Consider the following 24,392-nt stretch of genomic DNA (forward strand, 5'->3'; position numbering starts at 1 on the left):
CGCCCCCTTCAGCCGCTCAATAGGACGCCGAGCGCCTGTGTGCAGTGTTCGATGGCCCGCCGGTAGTGACCGCGCAGCGCATGGCGCCAGCCGATGGCGTTGAGCGACCGGGCCTGGCCCAGCGGTTGGCCGGCGGCCTCGTAGAGTCGCAGCGCGCGCTCGCTGTGCCGGAGCGCCTCGTCGTGGGCGCCGTGCCGATCGTGCAGTTGGGCGATGGTGTGATGGGTGCGGGCCTGACCGTTGCGGTCACCATACCGCCGGGACAGCTCGATCGCCTGGTTCAGATGGCGCAGCGCCTCCTGGTCGAGGCCCAGCCGCATGAGGGCGCGGCCGATCGAGCGATGTGCGTGGGCCTGTGCGGCCAGGTCACCGGACCGTCGCGCGGCGGCCAGCGCGGTGCTCTGCGAGCCCGCCCAGTCGTGCCAGAAACCGTGACCGCTGAGGAACGGTTCCAGCGTCCAGGCGAGCTGCCACGTGCGGCTGTCCAGCCCTTGCCGCGCGGCGTGGCTGACGCCCGCCAGCAGCGCGGCGCGTTCGGCGATGAACCAGGCCAGCGCCTGGTCGGCGTCGACGAGCGACTCCGGCGTGGTTGCCGGTTGGGGCGGGTCGAGCGCGATCATGCCGCGGCGCGGTTGCAGCAACCGGGCGGCGGCGTACGCGGTGTGCAGGTAGTGGTCGATCAGGCGGAGCGTCGCCTCCCGCCGGTCGTCGTCGCCGTCCACACCGGCGGCGTACGCCCGGAGCAGGTCGTGGCAGGTGAAGCGGCCGGCCACCGACTCGGTCATCAGGTGTGCGTCGGTCAGTTCCGTCAGCAGGGCCCGCGTTCGGGTGACCGGAAGCCCGGCCATGCTCGCCGCGACGGGCGCCGTGAGGTCGCCGCCCGGGTGCGTCCCGATCAGCCGGAACAGCCTGGCCGCGTCGGGGCCCAACCTGCGATAGGCCCAGTCGATCACCGCGCCGCCGCTGCCGGCCAGGTCAGCGAGCGCGGCCGGGGGACCGGCGGCCACGATCTCCAGAGACAATGGCAGGCCGGCACACCGCTCGACGATCAGCTCCATCGCGATCGGGTCGCCGACCAGGTCTGCGCCGAGCAGCTTGATCGACTCCGCGCGGCTCAGCCCCTCGAGCGTCATCGGTTCGGCGCTGTCCGCGGCCACCAGACCGGGAAGCGGGTCTCGGCTGGTCACCAGCGCCATGCAGCCCGATGCGCCGGGCAGCAGTGGACGGACCTGCTCGGCGTCGCGCGCGTTGTCGAGGAGCACGAGCATTCGCCGGTCGGCCAGCAGGCTGCGGTAGAGGGCGGTCTGTGCCGCCGGCTCGGAGGGAACCCGGTGCGGCGGGACGCCGAGGGCGCCGAGCAGCCCGCTCAGTGCCTCGACCGCGCTCATCGCCTCGGTCGGGCCGGAGCCGTGCAGGTTCACGTAGAGCTGATCGTCGGCGAAGCGGCGCCGCACGCGGTGCGCCCAATGCAGCATGAGCGCGGTCTTGCCGACGCCGGCAGCGCCGGCGATCGCGACGATCGGCATGCTCCGCGGCCCGCCGGCCTCCAGCAGCGCGGTCAGCTGCCGCAGCGCGTCGGCGCGTCCGACGAAACCGGCAGCGGCGGGCCGGGCGAGCGGGGTGGGTGCCGCGGCGGCGTGGAACCGCTCACGGTCCACTCCGGATAGTCCGAACGCGTCGGCGAGCAGGCGCACGGTCGCCGACCGCGGTGCGGCGATCCGGCCGGCCTCCAGCTTGCCGATGCTGCGCACATTGACACCCGCGAGCGTGGCGAGCTCGTCCTGCGTCAAGCCGAGCTGGCGTCGATACCGGCGCAATACGTCGCCGAACACCCGCGCTCCCGTCTACTGATCAAAGTACCGATCAATGTCCTGGTGATGGGCAGACGTACCCGCGTAGACCTGATTCATACCTTCACGATCCGGAAAGGACCCCTCATGCGACGACGGTGGACAATGCCCATCTTCGCGACAGCTGCCGCTCTGACGGCGGCGTTGTCGTTCGCGGGACCAGCTGCGGCGTACTCGCCCGGAACGGCAACGGCCTACCGGCCCACCTACAACGGCTACACCGGGAACTGGGACTACCACTGTTCCTTCGCCGGGTGGCGGTCGGACGCCAACGTGAGCTGGCAGTGCAACCTGCACAAGCGGTGGATGAACGAATACACGGGGTTCTTCGAGGACGCCGTCATCGCGTACAACTCGGGCTCGTGGGTTCCGGGTTCCAGCTCCTACACGACGGCGACCTTCACCCGCCCCATGCAGACCAGTGACGTGACGTTCTGCACCGAGGCCTACGCCTACAGTGTCGACGGCGGCGTGACGCAGGAGTCGTGCAACTAACCATCCACCGTGCCGGCGAGGTCGCGGAGCTTCGCGTCGACCTCGCCGGCATCAGGGTGGCCCAGGTCTTCCAGGACGGCCAGCGCCTCGCGCAGGGCGGCGCGGGCGCCGGCGACATCGCCGCTCGCAAGGTGGGTGTCGGCCAGCCGCCTCCGGGTGTCCGCCTCCCCGTAGCGGTCACCGACCTCGGTCCACAGCCCCAGCGCCGTCTCGTAGCTGGCTTCCGCTCGCGGGTAGTCGCCGACCTGGTGGTGGATCAGGCCGAGACTGTCCCAGGTGTTGGCGGCTCCGTAGCGGTCGCCGATCTGGTCGTGCAGCGCCAACGCGCGCCGGCAGGCAGCCAGCGCCTGCTCGTATTCGCCGAGCAGGGTGTGGTACCAGCCGACGTTGTTGAGCGTTCTGGCCTGCCCGGCGCGCTGTCCCCGCGCCCCGAACAGGTCGCTGGCGAGCAGTGCCTCGCGCAGCGCCTCCCGATGACGGCCCTGCCTCCCGTGCATCCCGGCCAGCACGTTGTGGGTGTGCGCCTGACCGACATCGTCGGCGAGCTCGCGGTAGCCGACCAGGGCGGTGCTCAGGGACCCGGCGGCCTCGTCGTGGCGTCCGAGCGAGGCCAGGGCGAGCCCTAGATTGCGGTGCGCGAACGCCTGGGCCGGGCGGTCGCCCAGCCGCACCGCGGCGCTCAGTGCCAGGCGTTGCGTGGCCGCCCAGTCATGCCAGTGGCCCTGCCGGTCGAAGAAGGTGGTCAGGCACCAGGCGAGCTGCCAGGCCAGCAGATCGAGCCCCGCGTCGTGTGCGGCCGAGACGGCCCACAGCAGCACCCGATGTTCGGCGACGAACCAGGCCATCGCCGCGTCGGCATCGGCCACCGGTAGCACCGTCACACCGTCTTCAGCGGGAGCCAGCGCGATGGGGTCCCGCTGCGGGTAGAGCAGCCGTTCGGCGGCGTACGCGGCGTGCAGATAGTGGTGCAGCACCCGGCCGAGCGCCTCGACCCGCTCCGCTTCGGGCTTGTGGACGCGCACCTGGTCGGCCGCGTACGCCCGCAGCAGGTCATGGAACGTGAAACGCCCGGGCGAGCGCTCCTCCAGCAGGTGAGCCCGGGTCAGCTCGTGCATCGCGGGCCGGACCGCGGCGATGCCGCTGGCCGCCAGGCTGGCGGTGCTCGCGAGATCGATGTCAGGGCCGCCGTGCAGGCCGAGCAGCCAGAACAACTCGGCCGTCGACCGGCTCAGCGTCTGGTCGGACCAGGACAGCACGGCGCGCAGGTCGGTGCCCGGATCGCCGGTCGCGAACGCGTCCAGGCCCAACCGGGCGTCGCGCAGCTCCGCGGCCAGGCTGGCCAACGGCAGGTCGGGCTCGGTGACGGCACGCGCGGCCGCCACGACCAGCGCCAGCGGCAGGCCCGCGCAGGCCGAGACGATCTCCTCGGCGGCGCCGGACTCCGCGACCACCCGAGCCGCGCCAACCCGCCCGGCCAACAGTTCGCGGGCATCCTCGGGCGGCAGCAGGTCGAGGTCGACCGGGTGGGCGCCCTCGGCGGCGACCAGACCGGGCAGCCGGTCGCGGCTGGTCACCACGACCAGGCAGCCGGGTGCGCCCGGCAGCAGCGGCCGGACCTGGTCGGCGTGCCCGGCGTTGTCGAGCACGATCAACAGCCGGCGCCCGGCCAGCCGACTCCGGTAGAGGGCTTCGCGTCCGGCCAGATCGACCGGGATCCGGGCGGCGGGGACGGCGAGCGCCTCGAGGAAGCCGCGCAGCGCGTCGATCGCGGTCAGGGCGGCACCCGTGGGATGAAACGCCTGGAGGTTGACGAAGAGCTGACCGTCTGGGAAGGAGCCGCGGACACGGTGGGCCCAGTGCACGGCGAGCGCCGTCTTCCCGATGCCGGCCGTGCCGGAGATCAGCACGATCGGCGTCGGTGCCGAGCCGTCGTGCACGCTCCCGAGAATGTCGTCGAGGCGGGCCAACTCGGCCGCTCGGCTGCTGAAGCCGGAGATGTCGTGCGGAAGCTGCGCCGGCACCAGCGCCGTCGGTGATGTCGATCTCCCGGCGGCGTAGAACCGCTCCCGATCGGCGCCCTCGAGCGCCATCGCGTCGGCCAGCCGGCGCAACGTCGACGGGCGGGGAAGGCTCTCACCTGCTTCGATCCGGTGGATCGTCTTGGCGTCGACGCCGGCCTTCGTCGCCAGATCCTCCTGCGACAGCCCCAGCCGTTGCCGAAGTTCGCGCACGTTCGCACCGAGCATTGCCGCCCCCGTCGGCCACACCCGGGCGGCCAGACTTCGATCATAGGACGGCGTTCTCAGAGGTGTCGACAGGAACGAATGCGGGGCTTGCCGGCGTCGCTAGGCTGCCGGGATGAGCGTGATCGACGAGATCGGCCGCAGCAAGCACGTCAGCCTTGAAACCTATCGCCGGGACGGCACCGGTGTGTCCACGCCGGTCTGGCATGTCGTCGACGGCAACCAGCTCTACGTGGTCTCCGAGGCGAAGGCCTGGAAGGTCAAGCGGGTCCGCAACACCGGCCGGGCGAAGGTCACGGTCTGCGACATCCGCGGGCGGATCAAGCCCGGTGCGGCCACCGCCGAAGGCCCGGCGCGGCTGCTCGACGAGACCGAGACGGCCGCGGCACGCACAATGCTTGCGCGAAAGTATGTGATGTCGCGGGCCGGCAACTGGTTCGCGCGCCTGCTGCGCCTCAAGCGGCCGCCACTGATCGGGATCGCCGTCACGCTCTAGTTCTGTCCAAGGTGTAGCGGCGCTGGATGAGCAGCGCCGCCACCAACAGCACCGCCGGGACCAGGCCGAAGCCGTAGCGGACCGCGTCGAGCGCCGAGGCCGACTGCCGCACGTCGTCGCCGCTGCTGCCGACGAAACCGCCGATGGCCAGGCAGGCCGCGTAGAGGTAGGGCCCGATCGCGCCGCCGGCCGAGTCGGCGGCCGTCCAGACACCGGTGTAGCTGCCGGCGTCGGCGATGTCGCGGCCGGCCGAGGCGGCCACCACGTCGGGCAGCATCGCGAAATACAGGAGTTGCAATGCGGCGAAGGCGACGCCCAGCACCGCCACGACGGCGATCAGCAGGCCGAGCGGCACCCGGTGGCCGAGGGCCACGACGAGGCAGCCGGCCGCGAAGACGGCCTGGGCGAGCAGCAGGCCGCGCTGCTTGCCGATGCGGCGGGCGACCGCGAGCCAGACCGGCGTGGCCAGCAGCGCGGGCGCCAGGAACGCGGCGATCAGCACGGTGGTCAGCCCGGAGCGGCCCAACTCGTAGGTGGCGTAGTAGGGCGCCGCCGCCAGCACCAGGTGTGTCGCCGTCCCGGTGAGCAGGTAGGCGGTGACCAGCGGCCGGTATTGGGGGTCGCGCAGCGAGCCCAGCAGGACCCTTACGCCGCGCAACGGGGGTGGCGCCGGGTTCGCCGGCAGGCCAGCGACGGCACCGAGCCGGCGTACGCCGTTGATGCCGACCAGCATCGCCGCCAGCATGGCCGCCGCGAGCACTGCGCCCATCACGACGTACCCCGTGCGGGTCGGATCGTCGCCGCCCGCCAGGGCCGGCGCGAGCACGCCGCTGAGCAGGATGCCGACCGTGAGCACGACCATCCGGAACGACATCAGCCGGGTGCGCTCGTGATAGCCGATCGCGAGGTCGGCCGGCGTCGCGAGATAGGGCACCTGGTAGGCCGCGAAGAGCAGGTTGCCGAGCACGAACACGGCGGCGACCCAGACCGCGGCGCTGCTGCCGTGCAGCCCGCCGGGCACGGCGAACAGCGCGGCGAACGCGACCGGGAGGAAGCAGGCCGCCAGCATCAGGCTGAGCCGGTGCCCGCGCCGGGCCCGCTGCGCGTCGGAGAAGTGCCCGACGAAGGGGTGCAGCACGACGTCGGCGACTTTGGGTATGAGCAGCGCGAACCCCGCGACCAGCGGTGCCACGGCCAGCACGTCGGTGAGGAAGTAGAGCAGGAGCAGGCCGGGGACGGTGATCCACACGCCCATGCCGATCGAGCCGCCGGCGAAGGCGAGCAGCCCGCCGCGCGGCAGCCGCACGGTGTCGACCGGCGTCTGGGTCATGCGCACTCTCCGCAGGGTCGCAGGATTGACCGGACCCGCCTGATGCCAGCACGATCCACTGACGACGTTAATTGTCTACGGATCGGGTAAGCAATGGCTGCACGGCCGGGGGTCGTGGTGATCGGTGCCGGGCCGGCCGGCCTGGCCACCCTGAAGGCGCTCGCCGACCAGGGGATCGACGCGGTGTGCTTCGACGCCGGCGACCGGCCGGGCGGGCTGTGGGTCTTCGAGGGTCCGGGCTCTGGTGCCTACCGGACGCTGCACCTCAACACGAGCCGCACCCGGACCCAGTTCGCCGACTTCCCGATGCCCGCCGACTGGCCCGACTATCCGAGCCACGACCGGATCCTGGGCTATCTGACCGATTATGCGGACCACTTCGGACTGCGATCCGCGATCAGGCAGCGCCACGTTGTCGCGCGGGTGCACCGGGCGCCCGGGGGAGGATGGTCGGTCGAGGCCGACGGACCGGACGGCCCGGTGTCGGTGCCAGCGCGTGCGGTCGTCGTGGCGTCCGGGCACAACAGCGTGCCGCGCTGGCCCGACCCGCTGCCGTCGCTGACCGCTGCCCAGTCGCACAGCCACGACTATCGCGACCCGGCGCAGCTCGCCGGGCGGCGCGTGCTCGTTGTCGGCGGCGGCAACTCGGCCATGGACATCGCCGCGGACGCCTCACAGGTCGCCGAGCGAACGATCCTGTCGCTGCGCCGCGGCGTCTGGATCGTGCCCAAATATCTGTTCGGCCGCCCGTCGGACACGCTCAACGGCGCGCTGGCCAAGCGGTTGCCTTGGCGGCTGCGGCAGGTGGTGAGCCAGACGATGCTGCGCCTGGCGACCGGCGATCCCACCGCCCACGGCCTTCCCACGCCGCGGCACGGCTTCCTCCAGGACCACCCGACACTGTCCGATGTGCTGTTGTCCCGGATCGGCCACGGCGAGATCGCCGTGCGCGGCGCCATCTCCGGCGCCGACGGTGCCACCGTCGAGTTCGCCGACGGCACCCGCGACGAGGTCGACCTGGTGGTCTGGTGCACGGGCTACCGGGCCGAGATTCCCTTCCTCGACCCGCCGGCGCTCGGCGACGAGGTGCCGCTCTACCGCCACGTCTTCCACCTCGACGAGCCCGGGCTGTTCTTCGTGGGCCTGATGCAGTCGACCGGCGCCGCACTGCCCATTGTGGAGGCACAGGCGCGGCTCGTCGCGGCCTACCTGGCCGGTGACTACGCCCTTCCGACGCCGGCCGAGCAGCGCGCCGACCGGGCGACGCGGCTTCGGCAGGCGCAGCGGCGGTGGAGCGATCGCCGGCCCACGATGCGGATCGACTTCGACGGCTATATCGCGCTCGCCGCCGACGAACTGCGCCAGGGCCGGCGCCGGATGGCCCGCGGGAAGGTTGCGGAATGAGTGGTCTGATCGGGCGGCGGATCGTCATCACCGGCGCCGCCGGCACCATCGGGCGGGCGTTGTCGAGCACCTTCCGCGCTGCCGGTGCCCAGGTGGTCGGCCTGGACCTGCGGGCGGACCCGTCCGTGCCGATCCTGGCGTGCGACCTCACCGAGCAGGCTCAGGTCGAGGCCGCCGTCGCCGCCGCCATCGACCGCCTCGGCGGCCTGGACCTGCTGGTCAACAACGCCGGCATCGGCGGACCGGCGCCGGCCGAACTGCCACCTGACGCGACCGTGCGACGGCAACTGGAGGTCAATCTCCTCGCGGCCTGGTCGACGACGGCGGCGGCACTCCCGGCGCTGGAAGCCTCCCGCGGCCGGGTTGTCTTCATCGCCAGCCGGATGGCGGTGCTCGCCCTGCCGCTGGCCGCCGCCTACGGCGTGAGCAAACGCGCCCTGGTCGCCTACGCCGACGCCCTCCGCCTGGAGGTCGGCACCCACATCGGCGTCAGCGTCGTCTACCCCAGCATGATCGCCTCACCGATTCACGACTCGACCGCCGCGGCCGGCCTCTCCCTGGACGGGGTCTCCCGCTACGAGCCGATCGAGGGGGTGGTCGGCGCGGTGGTCCGGGCCGCGACTGCCCGCCGACCCCCGGCCAACCTCGCCACCACCCGCCGCGGCCGGCTGGAACTGACGATCGCCCGCCACTTCCCAGCCCTGGCCCGCCGCATGGTCAACCGCACCGTCGCGGGCCGCCTCGCCGCCGGCTCGTTCGACGGGGTGACCCTGGCCGCCGGCCTCCGGCGCCGGGCGGGCCGCTGACGGCCCTTCTATCATCCGGTCATGGCGTCGACCCCGGTCCTCGCGACCAAGTTGTTCGCGCCGGCCCGGCGCGCGCGGCTGGTCGCCCGCCCGCGGGTGACCGAGGGGCTGGGCAGCACGCTCGACCCGGGCCACCGGCTGACCCTCGTGTCCGCACCGGCCGGTTTCGGCAAGACCACCCTGCTCGGCGACTGGCTCGCCGACCTGGCGCAACGGCACCCGCACACGCGGGCCGGCTGGCTTTCCCTCGACGACGGCGACAACGACCTGCCCCGCTTCCTGGCCCACCTGGTCGCGGCGATGCAACGCGCCGGCCTCGATGTCGAGCCGCCGACCGCCGACCTGACACCCCTCGTCAATGACATCGTCCACGCCGGTGCCCGCGACTCCGACAAGCACTGGGTGCTCGTGCTCGACGACTACCACGCGATCGGTGCGGCCGAGGTCCACGAGGCGGTCACCTTCCTGCTCGACCACCTTCCGGACCGGCTGCACCTGATCATCGCGACCCGCGCCGATCCACCGCTGCCGCTCGCCCGGTTGCGCACCCGCGGGCAACTCACCGAGGTCCGCGCCGCTGACCTGCGCTTCACCGCCTCCGAGGCGCGCGACTTCCTCAACGGCGTCATGGGGCTGGAGTTGACCGCGGCCGACGTGGCCGCGCTGGAGGATCGCACCGAGGGCTGGATCGCCGGGCTGCAACTCGCCGCCCTGTCCCTGCACGGGATCGCCGACCGCGCCGAGGTCGCCGGCTTCATCGCGGCCTTCGCCGGCAGCAACCGGTTCGTCATCGACTATCTCGCCGACGAGGTGCTGGCCCGGCAACCCGCGCCGGTCCGCGACTTCCTGCTCCGCACCGCCGTTCTGGACCGGCTCAGCGGCCCGCTCTGCGACGCGGTCACCGCGGGCAGCGGTGGTGCGGGAATGCTGGCCGACCTGGAGCGCGGGAACCTCTTCGTCGTGCCGCTCGACACCGACCGCTCCTGGTATCGCTATCACCACCTGTTCGCCGACGTGCTCCAGGCGCGGCTGCTCGCGGAGCATCCGCTAGACGTACCGCGCCTGCACGCGCGCGCCAGCGTCTGGTTCGAGGCGCACGGCCAGGTCGCGGACGCGGTCCGGCACGCGCTCGCCGCCGACGACTTCGGCCGGGCCGCTTTTCTGATGGAGGAGGCGCTGCCGGAGGTGCGCCGCAGCCGCCAGGACGGCCTGCTGCTGGCCTGGATACGGTCGTTGCCTGAGCCGGTGGTCCGCCGCAGCCCGGTCCTGAGCGTCGTTTCCGGTTGGGTGCGGCTGATGACCGGCGACCTCGACGCGGTCGAAGCGCGGCTCGACGACGCGGAGGCGGCGCTCGCCGCCGGGGCACAGGACGCCGACCTGGCGGCGACCTGGGCCGACACCGAGGACCTGCGGACGGCACCGGCGACCATCGCGATCTACCGGGCGTCGGTGGCGCAGGCCCGCGGCGACGTCGCCGGCACCGTCCGCCATGCCCGGCACGCCCTGGGCCTGGCCGGCCCCGACGACCATCTCATCCGCGGTGCCGGCGGCGGCTTCCTCGGCCTGGCCGCCTGGACCTCCGGGAATGTCCATGAGGGACTGTCCACTTTCGGCGACGCCATGCGCAGCCTGCACGCCGCGGGCAACCTCGTCGACGAGCTCGACGGCACGGTGTCGCTCGCCGACATGTGGGTTGCCGCGGGCCGCCCGGGCCGGGCCCGGCGGCTGTTCGAGCAGGCGTTGGAAACCGCGACGGCCGGTGGACCGCCCTACCCCCGCGCGACGGCCGACCTCCACGTCGGCCTGGCCGAACTCGACCGCGAACTCGACGACCTGCCCGCCGCCGAGGCCCACCTCGAGTCGGCCCGGATCCTCGGCGAACGCGCCTCCATCACCGAGAACCAGCATCGTTGGTACGTCGTCATGGCCCAGGTCCGCGCGGCCCGCGGCGACCACCCCGGCGCCCTCCTGCTGCTCGACCAGGCCGAGGCGCGCTACCGGCACGGCTTCTACCCCGACCTGCGTCCGATCGCCGCGCTGAAGGCCCGAGTCCAGATCAGGCGCGGCGACCTGACCGAACCTGCCGGCGGCTGGGCCCAGGAACTCGACTACCTCCACGAGTACGAGCACCTGGCGCACGTGCGGCTCCTGCTCGCCCAGCACCGGGCCGACGAGGCCCTGGCACTGCTCGACCGGTTGCTCGCGGCGGCGGTGACGGCCCGGCGGGACGGCAGCGTGCGCGAGATCCGGGTGCTGCGGGCCCTGGCCCACCAGGCCCGCGGCGACTTACCGGCCGCGCTCGCCGCGTTTGACCAGAGCTTCGCCGACACGCCGGAGCCGGACAGCCACGTCCGGCTCTACCTCGACGAGGGCGCCCCGATGCTGGCCCTGCTGCACGCCGCCGCCGACCGCGCGCCGGCCAGGCGCCTTCTGGAGCGCGTCGGCGATCCGCGGCAACCACCGGGTGGCCGGCTGAGCGACCGCGAACTCCAGGTGCTCCGGCTGCTCGAGAGCGACCGCACCGGACCGGAGATCGCCCGGGAGCTGTTCGTCACGGTCAACACGCTGCGTACCCACACCAAGCGGATCTTCACGAAGCTCGACGTGACCACCCGGGCGGCGGCGGTGCGCCAGGCCCGCGAGCGGGGGCTCATCTAAGGGGTCACATCGCGGGGTCACATCATGTGGTGACGCGCCGCTGGCCGGTCCGTTCATAGGTTGCGGGCATGACTATCACCCCCACCGCACTGAGCCGGGCGGCCGGCGTCGCCGCCGTCCTCGCCGGACTCATCTTCATCGGCGTCCAGATCAACCACCCACACTCCGACGTCACCTCGGTCGGCACGACCGAGTGGGCCGTGCGCAACTGCCTGAAGGTGCTGATGGCCGCCCTGGCGCTGGCCGGCATCGCCGGAATGTATCTCCGCCAGGTGAAGGAGTCCGGCGTGCTCGGCCTGATCGGCTTCCTGGTGCTCGGCGGCGGCTATCTGCTCATCCTGAGCACGGCGCTGGTCTCGGCCGCCGTCCTTCCGTCCCTTTCGGACACCGATCCCGGTTACGTCAACGACGTGCTGGCGGCGGCGACCAACGGCACCCCGGAAGGCGACATCGGCCTGTTGGAGACCGTCATCCGGGTGCAGGGCTTCGGCTATCTGGCCGGGGGCCTGATCTTCGGCATCGCGCTCTATCGGGCCAGGGTCCTCGCCCGCTGGGCCGCTGTGCTGCTGGCCGTCGGGGGAGTCGTCACGGTCGTACTCTCGGTGCTGCCGGACGCTTTCTATCGGTTCCTGGCCTTCCCGAACGGCATCGCGCTGATCGGCCTCGGGTACGCGTTGTGGCGCACCGGCGTGGCTGCCCGCACCCAGGCGGTGCTCGCGGGGTCGCGGTGATCTACGAGCTGCGGATCGAGGGTCATCTCGACGAGCACTGGTCGGCCTGGTTCGGTGGCCTGGCCGTCGTCCGCGAGGACGACGGCACCACCACCCTCCGCGGCGCGCTGGCCGACCAGGCCGAACTGCACGGCATCCTGACGAAGATCCGCGACCTCGGCACCACGCTGATCTCGCTCGAGACGGTCCGGGACTAGAGCGCGCTCGCGAGGTGTCCGATCACCGCGCGGGCGTCGTCTTCGATGCCGTGGATGAACGTCGACCGGCGGCGCCGCAGCAATGGCAGGCCCAGGGCATAGAGGCCCGGGCTGTCCACCACGCCGCCGTCGTGGCGCAGGTTGCCCTTCTCGTCGACGACCGGCACGTCGAGCCAGCCGTAGTCGGGCCGGAAGCCGGTCGCCCACACGATCGCGCTGATGTCGCCGCCGGCCAGGTCGAGCCGCAGCCGCGGCGTCTTCGGTGCCGGGGTCGGCGCCGGTCGCTCCGGCGGTGGGCCGTCGAATCCGGACCTGATCGCCCACTCGTCGAACGTGTCCAGCAGGCGGGTCAGCTTCAGGTCCGCGAGCGCGAACACGTTGCGCAGGCCGCCGGAGAACAACGCCTCGGTGCCGCGGATCGCCGACAGGCGGCCGACCAGCTCCACTCCAAGAGACGCCAGCGTGCCGAGGTCGAGCGTCGCGCGTTCCGGCGTGCCGACGAGTTGCGGCGACGGGAGCCGCCGGGCCCGGGTGAGGTCGTCGACCTCGTCGTAGCGCTGGTCCCACACCCCGGACGCGTCCATCCACCACAGCACGTCACGGCCGCGGTAGAGGCGCGGCAGCCGGACGTGCTCCCCGGCCGAGAGCACGACGGGCCGGCCGGACCGGCGGATCTCGGCCGCGAGTTGGACGCCGGTCGCCGAGGCGCCCACGACCAGCACACCACCGTCGGGCAGGTTCTCCGGACCCTGGTAGTCGAACGGCGTGAACTGCGCGACCGAGGCCGGCACGGCGGCGGCGAGAGCCGGGACGCTCGGGCGGTTGCAGGCACCGCTGGCGATGACCACCGCGCGGCAGCCGAGCTCGCCGTCGTTGGTCGTCACCGCGTAACCGTCGCCGAGACGGCGCAGCGAGGTGACCTCGGTGCCGGTGCGGACGGGCGCCTTCGTGGCCAGGGCGAAGCGGTCGATGAGGTCGACCACTTCGCCCATCGCCATATAGCCGTCCGGGTCAGGGCCGTCGTAGCCTTGCCCCGGCAGGCGGTTCATCCAGTTGGGGGTCAGCGTTCGCAGTGAGTCCCACCGTTCCCGCCGCCACGAGTTGGCTACCTCGCCGCGTTCCAGCACGACGTGGTCGATCGACCGCTCGCCGAGCAGCGCACTCGCCGTCAGCCCTGCGTGCCCCCCGCCGATGACGACTGTGGTGACGTGCTCGATGACAATCGGCCTTTCAGGCGACTTCGACGGTGACGTCGGTCGGGTTGGTCAGGGCGTCGAAGACCGCGGAGCGCTTCTGCGACTGGGCCACCAGCGCCTCGATCTCCTGGCGCGACGCGTCGGCGTCGATCGAGAAGGTGACCTTGATGTCGTTGTAGCCGTTGCGGACGTCGCTGTCGACACCGAGGATGCCGCGGATGTCGTGGTTGCCCTCGACCTGGGCCTCGACGGAGCGAAGCTGGATGCCGCGGTTCTGGGCGACCGACGCCACGCCGGCCGTCAGGCAGCTCGCCAGACCGACGAGCAGATACTCGATCGGGGTGATGCCCTGGTCCTGCGCGGCGAACACCTCCGGGTGGTCGGCGTCGAAGACCGCCTCGGTCTTGTGCTGGTGCTCCTCACCGAGCCCATAGAAGTTCTGTATCTTCGTGGTGCTGTGCACGCCGTTCTCCCACTTGGAGGTGGCGCGCCAGGTGAACTGGGCGGCCTCGGCCGCACCCTTGAGCACTTCGCGGGCGTCGAGCAACGCCTGCACATTGACCCCGTTGTCCACGTCCGTCATGTCCGTGAGCCCCCCTCGAAAGTCGATCTACAATTCCTATCGGATTGCCAGACATCGTGAAACTACACCGCCCCTCCCAGCAAGGACCAGACATGACCTCGCAGTCGGTCGGCACCGTCGAGACGCGCCACCTCGACCTGCCGGAGCCCGTGCGGCTCGACTGCGGCCGCGAACTGGCCGGCGTGCGGGTGGCATACGAGACCTACGGCACACTTTCCCCCGCCCGTGACAACGTCATCCTGGTCTGCCACGCCCTCAGCGGCGACGCGCACGCGGCCGGGCTGTCCGAGTCGCCGGCCGAGGCCAGCACCCGCGACGGGTTCGCCGCCGAGGCCCGCGACGGTGCCGCCGGCCGGGCCCTGGGCTGGTGGGACGGCATGATCGGCCCGGGCAAGGCGTTCGACACCGACGAGTTCTTCGTCGTCTCGACCAACGTGCTCGGCGGCTGCAAGGGCACGACCGGCCCCTCGTCGATCGACCCGGCGACCGGCGCGCCCTACGGCGCCGACTTCCCGGTCGTCACGGTCGCCGACATGGTCCGCACCCAGCGGGCCTTCCTCGCGGAGTTGGGCATCGAGCGGCTCGCGGCCGTGGCCGGTGGATCGCTGGGTGGCATGCAGGCCCTCGAATGGGCGGTGCTCTATCCCGACCGGGTCGACGCCGTCGTGGCGATCGCCAGCACCCACGCCCTGCACCCGCAGGGGGTGGCCTGGAACTCGATCGCCCGCGACGCGATCATGCGCGACCCGGCCTGGCAGGAAGGTCGCTACTACGGCACCGGGCGCGCACCCGAGGCCGGCATGGGCGTCGCCCGGATGGTCGGCCACATCACCTACCTGTCGGCCGTGGCGCTGGAAGACAAGTTCGCCCGCCGGCTCCAGTTCGCCGACGACATCCGCTACACGATCACCGAGCCCGAGTTCGAGATCGAGAGCTACCTGCGCCATCAGGCGGGCAGCTTCGTGCGGCGGTTCGACGCCAACACCTACCTCTACCTGTCCCGGGCACTGACCTACTTCGACCTGGCCCGGCAGCATGGCGGCTCGCTCGCGACGGCGCTCAAAGACGTGTCGGCGCGGACGCTCCTGATCGCCTTCAGCTCCGACTGGCTCTACCCGCCGGTCGCGTCGACGCAGATCGAGGACGCGCTGCGCGCCCTCGACAAGCCCGTCGAATATCACCTGATCGAGGCGCCGTACGGGCATGACTGCTTCCTCCTCGAGGAGGCCCGGCAGATCCCCATCATCCGCCGCTTCCTCGCCGAGGGCGGCGCGGCGTGACGTCCGAGGAAGAGGCATTTGTGACTGATCAGCTCCCCCGCGCCGAACAGGACCGCGAGTTCGGGTTCGAGACGCGGCAACTGCACGCCGGCCAGCGGCCCGACCCCAACACGGGCGCCCGCGCGGTGCCGATCTTCCAGACGACCAGCTACGTCTTCGAAGACCCGGAGTCGGCGGCCGCCTACTTCAACCTCCAGGAATACGGCAACACCTACTCACGGATCATGAACCCGACCGTGGCCGTGTTCGAGGAGCGGGTCGCCAACCTGGAAGGCGGCAGCGGCGCGGTCGGCTTCGCCAGCGGCATCGCCGCCCAGGCCGCCGCCCTGTTCACGCTGCTCGAGCCCGGCGACCACGTCGTCTCGTCGTCGGCGCTCTACGGCGGCACGGTCAACCAGCTCAAGCACCTGCTGCGCAAGATGAGCGTCGAGCTGACCTGGGTCGACCCCGACGATCCCGAGGCGTGGCGCAAGGCGGTGCGGCCCAACACGAAGGCGTTCTTCGGCGAGACGATCGGCAACCCCGCCGGCAACGTGCTCGACATCGAGACCGTGGCCGGCATCGCGCACGAGCACGACCTGCCGCTGATCGTCGACAACACCTTCGCGACGCCCTACCTGTGCCGCCCCATCGAGTGGGGTGCCGACATCGTCATCCACTCGGCGACGAAGTTCATCGGCGGGCACGGCACCAGCATCGGCGGCGTCGTCGTCGAGGCGGGCACGTTCGACTGGTCCAACGGCCGGTTCCCGGTGATCGCCGACCCGTCGCCGGCCTACCACGGCCTGAAGTTCCACGAGACGTTCGGCACCTACGGCTACCTGATGAAGCTGCGCGCGGAGACCCTGCGCGACCTCGGCGCGGCGATGTCGCCGTTCAACGCGTTCCTGTTCCTCCAGGGGCTCGAGACGCTGTCGCTGCGGATGGACCGCCACGTCGAGAACGCGCGGAAGATCGCGAGCTTCCTCGAGTCGCACGAGCTGGCCAGCAACGTCAACTACCCGGGTCTGCCGGGGAGTGTCTATCGGCCCCTGGTCGAGAAATACCTGCCGCGCGGCGCGGGAGCGGTGTTCTCCTTCGACTGCGCCGGCGGCCGGGCGGGCGGCCAGGACCTGATCCGGGGCGTGACCCTGTGGTCACACCTCGCCAATGTCGGTGACGCCAAGAGCCTGATCATCCATCCCGGGAGCACCACGCACCGCCAACTCAGCGACGACGAGTTGCGCGCGGCCGGCGTGGCGCCGGGCACCGTGCGACTCTCGGTCGGCACGGAGTCGGCCGACGACCTGATCTGGGACCTGGAGCAGGGCTTCGCCAACGTGGCCAGTTCGAAAGGTGACCTCTGATGGACCTGGCGCGCTATCAGGACACGTCGACGATCCAGCGGGTGCTGCACACCGCCAAGACGATCGCCGTCGTCGGCCTGTCGAGCAACGAGCTGCGGGCGAGCTATTTCGTCGGCTACTACCTCAAACGGCACGGTTACCGGGTGATCCCGGTCAACCCGCGCGAGAAGCAGATCCTGGGTGAGACGAGCTACCCGAGCCTGCTCGACGTGCCGGTCCCGGTCGACATCGTCGACGTCTTCCGGGCACCCGACGCGCTGCCGGGCATCGCCCGCGAAGCGGTGCAGATCAAGGCGGGCCTCATGTGGTGCCAGTTCGGCGTCATCAACGAGGAGGGCACCCGCATCGCCGACGAGGGCGGCGTCGAGGTCGTCGTCGACCGCTGCATCAAGGTGGAGCACGCCCGCTACATCGGCCGCATGCACTGGCTCGGCTTCAACACCCAACGTGTGACCTCGGTGCGCTCCGGCCTCCAGTAGGGTTCCTGGCCGGAGACCCCCTTCGACCGAGGACCCGGATGACATCCGCGCACGTGACCAGCGCCCCGCCGGCGGTTGCCACCGAAGACCAGGTGGCGCCGGCGGTGGAGGAGACGTCCGGGCGCTTCCGGCCCGACGTGGCCGGGCTGCGCGCGGTCGCCGTCGGGCTGGTGCTGATCTACCACGCCGGCGTCGGGTTCCTGCCCGGCGGCTTCGTCGGCGTCGACGTCTTCTTCGTCATCTCCGGCTTCCTGATCACCCGCCAACTCGTCGGCGAGATCGGGCGCACCGGCCGGATCTCGCTCGCCGGCTTCTACGCCCGCCGGGCCAAGCGGATCCTGCCCGCCGCGACCGTCGTGCTCATCGCGACGGCGGTCGCGACGTGGCTGTTCGTCGCCCGCGAGCGCTGGCACGACATCGGCGGCGACCTGCTCGCGTCCGCGGTCTACCTGGTCAACTGGCGGTTCGCCGACCGCGCCGTCGACTACCTGGCGGCCGGCCTCGCGCCGTCGCCCGCGCAGCACTTCTGGTCGCTGGCCGTCGAGGAGCAGTTCTATCTGCTCTGGCCGCTGCTGATCATCGGAACCATCCTGGTCGCCCGGCGGTTGCGCCGCTCCGACCCGCGGCCGGTGCTGTGGATCGGCCTGCTCGTCATCGCCGTGCCCTCGTTCGCCTGGTCGATCATCCAGACCGCCGCGTCGCCGGAGCGGGCCTTCTTCGTCTCCACCACCCGCCTGTGGGAACTCGCCGTCGGCGCCGCCGTGGCGCTGGTCGCGGCGCACCTGGGCCGGCTGCCACGCTCGGCCGCGATCGCCCTGGGCTGGCTCGGCCTCGGCGCGATCGTCGCCGCCGGGTTCCTGGTCACGACCGACAGCGCCTGGCCCGGCTACCTCGCGGCAGCGCCGGTGCTCGGCTCGGCCGCCGTCATCGCCGCCGGTGTCTCGGCCGGCGCGCGCGGACCGGTCGCGATCCTGGGCACCCGGCCCTTCCAGTGGGTCGGCGACATCTCGTACTCCCTCTATCTGTGGCATTGGCCCATGATCGTGATCGCCGCCGCGCGCTTCGGCGACCTGTCGGTCACGCAGGGCCTCATCGTCGCCGCGGCATCGTTCATACCGGCCTGGCTCACCTTCAAAATCGTGGAAAATCCGCTGCGGTACGCGCCTGCCATCTCCCGCTCGCCCCGCCTGGCACTCAGCCTCGGCGGCAACTTCACGCTGGCCGGCGTCTGCGCGGGAATGGTCCTGGTGCTGCTGAGCGCCGCCGCCACACCGGCCGAGTCGCCCGCGGCCCGCTACGCGCCCGGTGCGGGCGTCCTCATTGGACAAGAACGGCGCGGCGGCCCGGTCCCGGAGCGGTTCGCGTTCATCACGCCCGAACCGCTGAAGGCCCGCGACGACCTACCCGACACGACCGCCGACAAATGCTTCCAGCTCATGGTGCTCGCGGATCTCATCTACTGCACCTACGGCAACCCGAAGGGTAAGACGACGGTCGCGCTGGTCGGCGACTCCAAGGCCGACCAGTGGCTGCCGGCGTTCCAGGTGCTGGCCGAGCAGAACGACTGGAAGGTGGTCGTGGCGTTCAAGGGCGCCTGCGCGTTCACCAGCGCCACGGCCCTGACCGGCGACGACCCCGACAAGCCCTACGCCGACTGCACCGCATGGAACAAGGCACTGCTCGCCCGGCTGCTCGCCGACAAACCGGCGTACGTGTTCACCTCGCAGACGTCGGCGAAGGCCGCCGACCCGGACGGCGGCGCGTCGGTGGACGCGATGGTCGACGGCATGCAGGACACGTGGGGCAGGCTCGAGGCCAACGGCAGCAAGGTCGTCGTGATCGCCAACAACTCGGGTCCGGGGTTCGAGGAGATGCAGTGCGTCGACGCGCACCGCACGAAGCTGTCGGCGTGTTCGTTCGACCCGGCGCGGCAGGAGGCCGACCTCGGCTTCCAGACCCAGCAGAAGGCCGTCGCCGGACACCCGAGCGTCAAGATGATCGACATGTTCGACACGATCTGCCCGACCGACCGGTGCCCCGCGGTGATCGGCAACGTGATGATCTACCGCCGCAGTTCGCACCTCACGGCCACCTACGTGAAGACGATGACGCCACAAATCGCGCGGGCGATGACCGCGGCCGGCGTGACCGTGCGCTACTCGTGAACAGACCCCGGGCGGGTGCCCGGGGTCCGTTCGGCCGCCTACTTGACGACCACGACGTCGGTCGGCTTCTCCACCTGCACCGGCGTGCCGTAGTCGGACAGCTCGACGGTCACCACGTTGCCGGAGTCGATCGCCACGCCACCCTTCACGTTCGGCTTGAACTGGCCCTTCATCGACTCGTTGGCGGTGACCTTGGCGATCCGGCCGGCCGTGTCGAGGCTGATGTCGCCCGCGAGGGTGGCGGTGCCGGTCACGAAGAGCGTGCCGTCCAACGGTTTGCTGGTCTCGAAGTGATAGCCGGCCGGGGTCTCGGTGACGGTGAGGCCGGCCTGACGCAGGGTCTCGAAGAGCACTTCCGGGTCCGCCGACGCGGAGGCCGCGCCCTGGAGCGCGTCACCGTATTCGAGCCGGTCGCCGAGCTCCTGCTTCCAGGTCGGGCCGCCGTTGGATCCCAGGTAGAGCACCCCGTCGACCAGCCGCTGGTAGTAGACGCCGGGGCCGTCGAGCTGCGGTGAGTTGAGATAGCCGGAACGCGTCGCCGGGTCGTAGGCGCCCTCGGCGGAGCCCCAGCCGTCCGGATCCTCCCGGCTGCCGAGCGTGACCTTCATCCGGTAGCTGATGTTCTGGCTCGCGGTGACGGCGGCGACAAGTTCCAGCCGCGGCTCCGCGGGCTGTTGGGCGTTCACCGCGGGCGCGTCGCCGCCGCTGACGGCCACGACCGCGGCCAGTGCCCCGGCCAGGCCGAAGACGCCGGTCGCATACATCGCGCGGTGCACCATCGTCCGGCGGCGGTGGCGCTGGGCCGCCGCGGCGACGAGCCCGGTGCGCACCGCGACGCCGGCGACCTGCTCGCGCATCCCGGCCCGCAGTTCATCCTCGATATTCATGGTCATCCTCTCGCTCCATTCCGAACGTCGTCCTTCGCCCACACGGCCGTGACCTCGCGCAGCCGGGCCAGTCCCCGCGAGGCGGTCGATTTGACGGTGCCGATCGAGCAACCGAGCACCTCGGCGGACTCCGCCTCGCTGAACTGCTCCCAGTAGCGCAGCACCAGCACCGCCCGCTGCCGCGGCGGCAGCGTGGCCAGCGCCTCGATCAGGGCCTGCCGCAGATCCAACGTGTCGGTGCCGTCGCTCTGTCCCGGCTGCTCCACCTCGGCCAGCACCTCCGGCCGCCGCTTCCGGCTGCGCCACTGGTCGACCGCGAGGTGATACAACGTCCGGCGTAGATAGCCCTCCCGGTCACCACTGACCCGGTTCCAGTGCCGCATCAGCCGTTCCAGCGCCGATTGCAGCAGGTCTTCGCCGGCCGCACGGCTGCCGGTCAGCAGCACGGCCGTCGCGAGCAGGACACCGCCGCGCTCAGCGACGAAGGCGTCCAGGCCCTCGAACCTCTCCTTACGAGGCACACGTTCTCCTTCCGTCGCATCCAAGGACGACACGACGGCCTTCCAGGTTGAGCGTGCGCGACAATCGTCTGGTGCGGCAGCGGCTTTCGCAGGTGACGTTGGCAGACGGCACCGCCGTGTCCTACGCCTCGGTCGGTGAAGGCCGCCCGCTGGTCTACGTGATGGGTTGGCTGACCCATCTCGAGCTGGGCTGGGAGTTGCCAGCCGAACGCGCACTCTACGAGGCGTTGGCGCGGGGCTGCCGGCTCGTCCGCTATGACCGCGCCGGGAGCGGCCTGTCGCCGGCCACCAACCGCCCGGCGTCGTTGGCGTTCGAGCTGGAGCAACTGGCCGCGATCGCGGCCACATTGGACGAACCCTTCGATCTGATGGGCACCTCGATGGGTGCACCGGTGGCCGTCGCGTGGGCCGCCACCCACCCCGAGACGGTGCGGCGCCTGGTCCTCTACGGCGGCTGGGTGCGCGGCGACGAGCTTTCCTCGCCGGGCGTACGCGAAAATGTTCTAGGTTTGATCGAGTCGCACTGGGGTCTGGGTTCGGATGTGCTGACCGACATCTTCGCGCCCGACGCCGACCGGTCGACGCGTGCCGAGCTGGCCCGCTACCAGCGCGCGTGCTCGAGCGCCGTGACCGCGCGGGAGCTGTTGGCCCTGAGTTATCGGCTCGACGTCAGCGACCTGCTCGGTCAGGTGCGGGCGCCGACACTCGTCGTGCATCGCACCGGCGACCGCGCGGCCCCCGTGGCGCAGGCCGAGGCACTTGCCGCCGGCATCGACGGTGCCCAGCTCGTGCTGCTGCCCGGCCGATCACACCTGCCCTACGCGGGGGAGCGCGACGAGTTGGTGCGGGTGGTCCGCCGCTTCCTCGGCCTGCCGGTGGCGCGGCGCCGTGCCGACGGCTTGACGGCACGCCAGCGGGAGGTGGCCGAGCTGGTGAGCGAGGGCCGCACCAACCGTGAGATCGCGACCCGGCTGGGCATCGACGAGCGCTCGGCCGAGGGTCACGTCGAGCGGATCCGGCTGCGGCTCGGTTTCCGGTCCCGCGCCCAGATCGCCGCGTGGTGGCGCGACCAACTGGGGTAGTAATACGCCTGAAACGCGGCCGGGATCCGCGCAGAGTGGTTCTGGTGACCGACACCCTTTTCGAGCTGCATCGGGCGCGAGGCCCGTTCAACGCCGCGTTCTTCAGCCTCTTCGGCCCATTCATCGAGCTGAACGTGCGAAAACACAAGCGACGGGTGTACGCCTCGCTGCCGGACACCGTCGTCGAGCTCGGCGCCGGTGTGGGCGCCAACCTCCCTTATCTGCGCCCGGGATCGACGCTCGTCGCGATCGAGCCCAACGTACCCATGCACCCGCGGCTGCGGGCCGGTGCCGCGCGCCGCGGTGTGAAGCTGGACCTGCGCGACAGTCTCGCCGAACGCACCGGCCTGCCTGACCAGAGCGTCGACACGGTGATCTCGTCGCTCGTGCTGTGCACGGTGACCGACCCCGCCGAGGTCCTGGCCGAGATCCGGCGCATCCTGCGTCCCGGTGGCACCTTCCGTTTCGTGGAGCACGTGGCCGCCCGGTCCGGCACTCCCACGCGGGCGCTCCAGCGGGCGCTGCGCCGGCCGTGGGCCTGGACCTTCGAGGGCTGCTCGTGCGAACGGGATCTGGCCGGCCTGCTGCGTGGTGCCGGGTTCGCCCGGGTCGAGATCGAGCCCTACCGGCTGCACACCCCGTTCGTCACCTTCAACACGCAGATCGCGGGGGTGGCCTACGCCTGATCGGGGTCGGTCGGCTTGCGGCGCAGTTCCCGGACAACGCCATGCCGCTTGAGCGCCCAGGCCAGCCGGCGGGCGGGCCGGTGCCGCAGGAGCAGCAGGATCGCCTGCCCGATCAGGGTCAGCCGGCGGCCGCGGAACTCGTCTTCGGCCACCTTCCACACCAGCGCCCGCAACGCCGGAGACTCGAGGGCGTCGCGAAACTCGGCGCGGACGGCCGGATCGTCGAGGGCGGACCGGATCGCGGTCGCGAGCCCGGGCCGATCGGTGAGGTTGTCGGCGATCGCGTCGGCGAGGCTGTGCCGGATGTCGTCGGTCTCGATCAGCAGCAGCACCGCACGGCGGATCTCCGCTTCCTCCAGCGCCGACCGCAGCAGGTCCATCGCCCGCTGCCGCACCTCGTCGTCGTGGTCGTCGACGGCGAGTGCGGCGAGCAGCGACGTCACCTCGTCGAGGTCGATCAGATGCTGGAGGCCGGCCCGGAAGTCGGGACGTTCCCAAGCGGCCAGCAGCACCTTGACCACATTGCGATCCATGCCCTCTCTTACCCGATCGACACCCGGGTTATCCTCTACCCGGTTGAACGACGGCCGGCCGCGCAGGTAAAGGTGTAGCCACACCGCCTGCCAGCCGGTCTCGCCCTTCGCGAACACCATCGGCAGCGCGACCCGGCCCTGGCCGCGCAGGTGGGAACGCGCCCGCACGGTCCGCGCGTCGAACGGTGCTCCCTTCTGGTCTCGCGTGCGGGTCTGGTAGCCGAACATCGACTCGCCGATCTCGTCGAACGACTCGCCCGCGTAGATGAAGACCTGCGGAACCACGTAAGGCGCGTCGACGTCGAGCGGCACGTCGATGAACTCCGTCGCACCGTTTGTCGCGTCGGTGATGTCGCCGGAGTGCACCACGCCGCCGTGGTGGTAGTTGGTGATTGACACCTGCCCAGCGGTGTGGAAGTCGCCGTCGAGGAGCAGCACCGACAGGTCGTAGTCGGTGCGCCGGCTGGTCTGCCGCCAGTAGGTGAAGAAGCGCAGCAGCTCACCGGACACCGCTGCCCGGGAACCCCTTGGCAGCACCGCGAATCCGGCCTCGGTCGCCTTGCCGGACAGCGGCAGCGCGACGTCGAGCACGGCCGGGTCGACCACCAGCGGCCGCTCGGGTTCCGGCAGCCGGGCGCTGATCTCCTTGTCCAGCAACGCCGACAGCTCGGCCACCAGCTCGGCCGGCAGCGGCGGCCGCTTGTCCGGACCGACCCAGGCGCGGCGCGAACGACCCGGCTAGATCCGGGCCGACGCGGGCGCCAGACGGGTGGCCACGTGCTCACGCAGCGAGCAGAGCACCCGGCCCGACGCCGAGCCGAGCGCACCCGTCACCGCCTCGACCACGACGCTCCGCTCGGCCGGCGATGCCAGTCGCAGCAACCGGTCGGTGGAGCGCAGCAGCAGGCCCGGCGCGGCCGACAGCACCGACGCGGCCGGGGCGATGGCTCCGGCGCGGATCGCCGCCTCGGTGCGGCCGGCGATGCTGGGCACTCGACGCTGTCCACGTGCGACAGTGAAAACCTCCTGGGCGTGCGGCCACTGGGCGTATTCGTGCGGGTGCAGCCGCTCGCCGAGCCGCTTCCACCGCTCCGCGTAGCGCGCCACGTCGGCGAGCTTGCCCGGGCTCGCGCCGACGACCTCGTCGAGCGAGGCCAGCAAGACCCGCCGCTCCGGGGGACGTGGTCGCCGACCAACTCGCGCACCGCCGACACGACCGTGGCGGCGAGGTCCATCGCCGGCCCGGGAGCCAGCGTGCCGATGTGTGCGAGCAGCGCCTCCGACGCGGAGAACCCGACATCGAGCAGCGCCGCATCGAGCTGGCGGGCCACGGGAGTGCCGTCGCCGGCCGCGCCGGTGCTCGCCGGGACACGCAAGGTCTTCTGAATGATCAGCTTCTCGAGCACGCCGACCTCCACTTTCAA

General features: G+C 71.5%; 20 protein-coding genes and 1 pseudogene. 13 read left to right on the top strand and 8 right to left on the bottom strand.

What is annotated here, in order from left to right:
• Nucleotides 1-8: 8 nt before the first annotated feature.
• The gene (locus DFJ67_RS27305; RefSeq protein ID WP_116070646.1) at nt 9-1,832 is read right to left on the bottom strand and encodes a helix-turn-helix domain-containing protein; all 1,824 of its coding nucleotides are present in this window, start codon (nt 1,830-1,832) and stop codon (nt 9-11) included.
• Nucleotides 1,833-1,937: 105 nt separating this feature from the next.
• On the opposite strand from DFJ67_RS27305, the gene DFJ67_RS27310 reads away from it, so the two are divergent.
• Entirely contained in the window at nt 1,938-2,345 is a 408-nt protein-coding gene (locus DFJ67_RS27310; protein ID WP_147315617.1) for a hypothetical protein, read from the top strand.
• On the opposite strand, the gene DFJ67_RS27315 is transcribed toward DFJ67_RS27310, so the two are convergent.
• Nucleotides 2,342-4,576 (bottom strand): ATP-binding protein, encoded by a 2,235-nt coding sequence (locus DFJ67_RS27315; RefSeq protein WP_170216001.1) that lies wholly within the window; start codon nt 4,574-4,576, stop codon nt 2,342-2,344. The two genes, DFJ67_RS27310 and DFJ67_RS27315, sit on opposite strands and share 4 nt — an antisense overlap.
• Nucleotides 4,577-4,703: 127 nt before the next feature.
• On the opposite strand from DFJ67_RS27315, the gene DFJ67_RS27320 reads away from it, so the two are divergent.
• The gene (locus DFJ67_RS27320; protein WP_116070649.1) at nt 4,704-5,084 is read left to right on the top strand and encodes a PPOX class F420-dependent oxidoreductase; all 381 of its coding nucleotides are present in this window, start codon (nt 4,704-4,706) and stop codon (nt 5,082-5,084) included.
• On the opposite strand, the gene DFJ67_RS27325 is transcribed toward DFJ67_RS27320, so the two are convergent.
• On the bottom strand, nt 5,074-6,414 hold the full coding sequence (locus DFJ67_RS27325) for an MFS transporter (protein ID WP_116070650.1): 1,341 nt from the start codon (nt 6,412-6,414) through the stop codon (nt 5,074-5,076). The genes DFJ67_RS27320 and DFJ67_RS27325 overlap by 11 nt on opposite strands.
• A gap of 93 nt (nt 6,415-6,507) precedes the next feature.
• Between DFJ67_RS27325 and DFJ67_RS27330 the strand changes: the two genes are divergently transcribed.
• From DFJ67_RS27330 to DFJ67_RS27350, 5 genes are all read left to right on the top strand, one after another.
• Nucleotides 6,508-7,818 carry a flavin-containing monooxygenase gene (locus DFJ67_RS27330; protein WP_116070651.1) on the top strand — a complete coding sequence of 437 codons (1,311 nt, stop codon included), beginning with the start codon at nt 6,508-6,510 and terminating at the stop codon, nt 7,816-7,818.
• Nucleotides 7,815-8,624, top strand: a complete 810-nt coding sequence (locus tag DFJ67_RS27335; protein WP_116070652.1) for an SDR family NAD(P)-dependent oxidoreductase — start codon at nt 7,815-7,817, stop codon at nt 8,622-8,624. The genes DFJ67_RS27330 and DFJ67_RS27335 overlap by 4 nt, the downstream gene beginning before the upstream one ends.
• Nucleotides 8,625-8,645: 21 nt before the next feature.
• On the top strand, nt 8,646-11,282 hold the full coding sequence (locus DFJ67_RS27340) for a winged helix-turn-helix domain-containing protein (RefSeq protein WP_116070653.1): 2,637 nt from the start codon (nt 8,646-8,648) through the stop codon (nt 11,280-11,282).
• A gap of 68 nt (nt 11,283-11,350) precedes the next feature.
• Nucleotides 11,351-12,013, top strand: coding sequence for a hypothetical protein (locus tag DFJ67_RS27345; protein ID WP_116070654.1), 663 nt, complete (start codon nt 11,351-11,353; stop codon nt 12,011-12,013).
• Nucleotides 12,010-12,210, top strand: coding sequence for a DUF8691 family protein (locus tag DFJ67_RS27350; RefSeq protein WP_116070655.1), 201 nt, complete (start codon nt 12,010-12,012; stop codon nt 12,208-12,210). Before DFJ67_RS27345 ends, DFJ67_RS27350 begins: the two co-directional genes overlap by 4 nt.
• Here DFJ67_RS27350 and DFJ67_RS27355 read toward each other — a convergent pair.
• Nucleotides 12,207-13,433 (bottom strand): NAD(P)-binding domain-containing protein, encoded by a 1,227-nt coding sequence (locus tag DFJ67_RS27355; protein WP_308442542.1) that lies wholly within the window; start codon nt 13,431-13,433, stop codon nt 12,207-12,209. The two genes, DFJ67_RS27350 and DFJ67_RS27355, sit on opposite strands and share 4 nt — an antisense overlap.
• Nucleotides 13,434-13,440: 7 nt before the next feature.
• The gene (locus DFJ67_RS27360; protein ID WP_116070657.1) at nt 13,441-13,989 is read right to left on the bottom strand and encodes an OsmC family protein; all 549 of its coding nucleotides are present in this window, start codon (nt 13,987-13,989) and stop codon (nt 13,441-13,443) included.
• Between the two features lie 92 nt (nt 13,990-14,081).
• Between DFJ67_RS27360 and metX the strand changes: the two genes are divergently transcribed.
• Genes metX through DFJ67_RS27380 form a run of 4 tightly spaced genes read left to right on the top strand, consistent with a single transcriptional unit; the run spans nt 14,082 to nt 19,259 of the window.
• Nucleotides 14,082-15,269 carry a homoserine O-acetyltransferase MetX gene (gene metX, locus DFJ67_RS27365; protein WP_116070658.1) on the top strand — a complete coding sequence of 396 codons (1,188 nt, stop codon included), beginning with the start codon at nt 14,082-14,084 and terminating at the stop codon, nt 15,267-15,269.
• Nucleotides 15,270-15,289: 20 nt separating this feature from the next.
• Nucleotides 15,290-16,615, top strand: a complete 1,326-nt coding sequence (locus DFJ67_RS27370) for an O-acetylhomoserine aminocarboxypropyltransferase/cysteine synthase family protein (RefSeq protein WP_116076694.1) — start codon at nt 15,290-15,292, stop codon at nt 16,613-16,615.
• The gene (locus tag DFJ67_RS27375) at nt 16,615-17,094 is read left to right on the top strand and encodes a CoA-binding protein (RefSeq protein WP_116070659.1); all 480 of its coding nucleotides are present in this window, start codon (nt 16,615-16,617) and stop codon (nt 17,092-17,094) included. The genes DFJ67_RS27370 and DFJ67_RS27375 overlap by 1 nt, the downstream gene beginning before the upstream one ends.
• A 38-nt stretch (nt 17,095-17,132) precedes the next feature.
• Nucleotides 17,133-19,259, top strand: coding sequence for an acyltransferase family protein (locus tag DFJ67_RS27380; protein ID WP_116070660.1), 2,127 nt, complete (start codon nt 17,133-17,135; stop codon nt 19,257-19,259).
• Nucleotides 19,260-19,297: 38 nt separating this feature from the next.
• Here DFJ67_RS27380 and DFJ67_RS27385 read toward each other — a convergent pair whose 3' ends face one another.
• Complete coding sequence (locus DFJ67_RS27385; protein WP_147315618.1) at nt 19,298-20,152, bottom strand: hypothetical protein; 855 nt, start codon at nt 20,150-20,152, stop codon at nt 19,298-19,300.
• A complete protein-coding gene (locus tag DFJ67_RS27390; protein WP_239097275.1) occupies nt 20,149-20,667 on the bottom strand; it encodes a SigE family RNA polymerase sigma factor in 519 nt (172 codons plus the stop codon). The genes DFJ67_RS27385 and DFJ67_RS27390 overlap by 4 nt, the downstream gene beginning before the upstream one ends.
• Nucleotides 20,668-20,738: 71 nt before the next feature.
• Between DFJ67_RS27390 and DFJ67_RS27395 the strand changes: the two genes are divergently transcribed.
• On the top strand, nt 20,739-21,749 hold the full coding sequence (locus DFJ67_RS27395; protein ID WP_170216002.1) for an alpha/beta fold hydrolase: 1,011 nt from the start codon (nt 20,739-20,741) through the stop codon (nt 21,747-21,749).
• A gap of 44 nt (nt 21,750-21,793) precedes the next feature.
• Nucleotides 21,794-22,435: a class I SAM-dependent methyltransferase gene (locus DFJ67_RS27400; protein ID WP_203783698.1), complete on the top strand. Its 642-nt coding sequence runs from the start codon at nt 21,794-21,796 to the stop codon at nt 22,433-22,435.
• A 509-nt stretch (nt 22,436-22,944) separates the two neighbouring features.
• Here the strand turns inward: DFJ67_RS27400 and DFJ67_RS44580 are convergent.
• Nucleotides 22,945-24,374 (bottom strand): annotated as a pseudogene (locus DFJ67_RS44580) (TerD family protein); the annotation flags it as partial.
• Nucleotides 24,375-24,392 lie beyond the last annotated feature (18 nt).

Origin of the sequence: Asanoa ferruginea, from assembly GCF_003387075.1 — a bacterium.
Classification (GTDB): domain Bacteria; phylum Actinomycetota; class Actinomycetes; order Mycobacteriales; family Micromonosporaceae; genus Asanoa; species Asanoa ferruginea.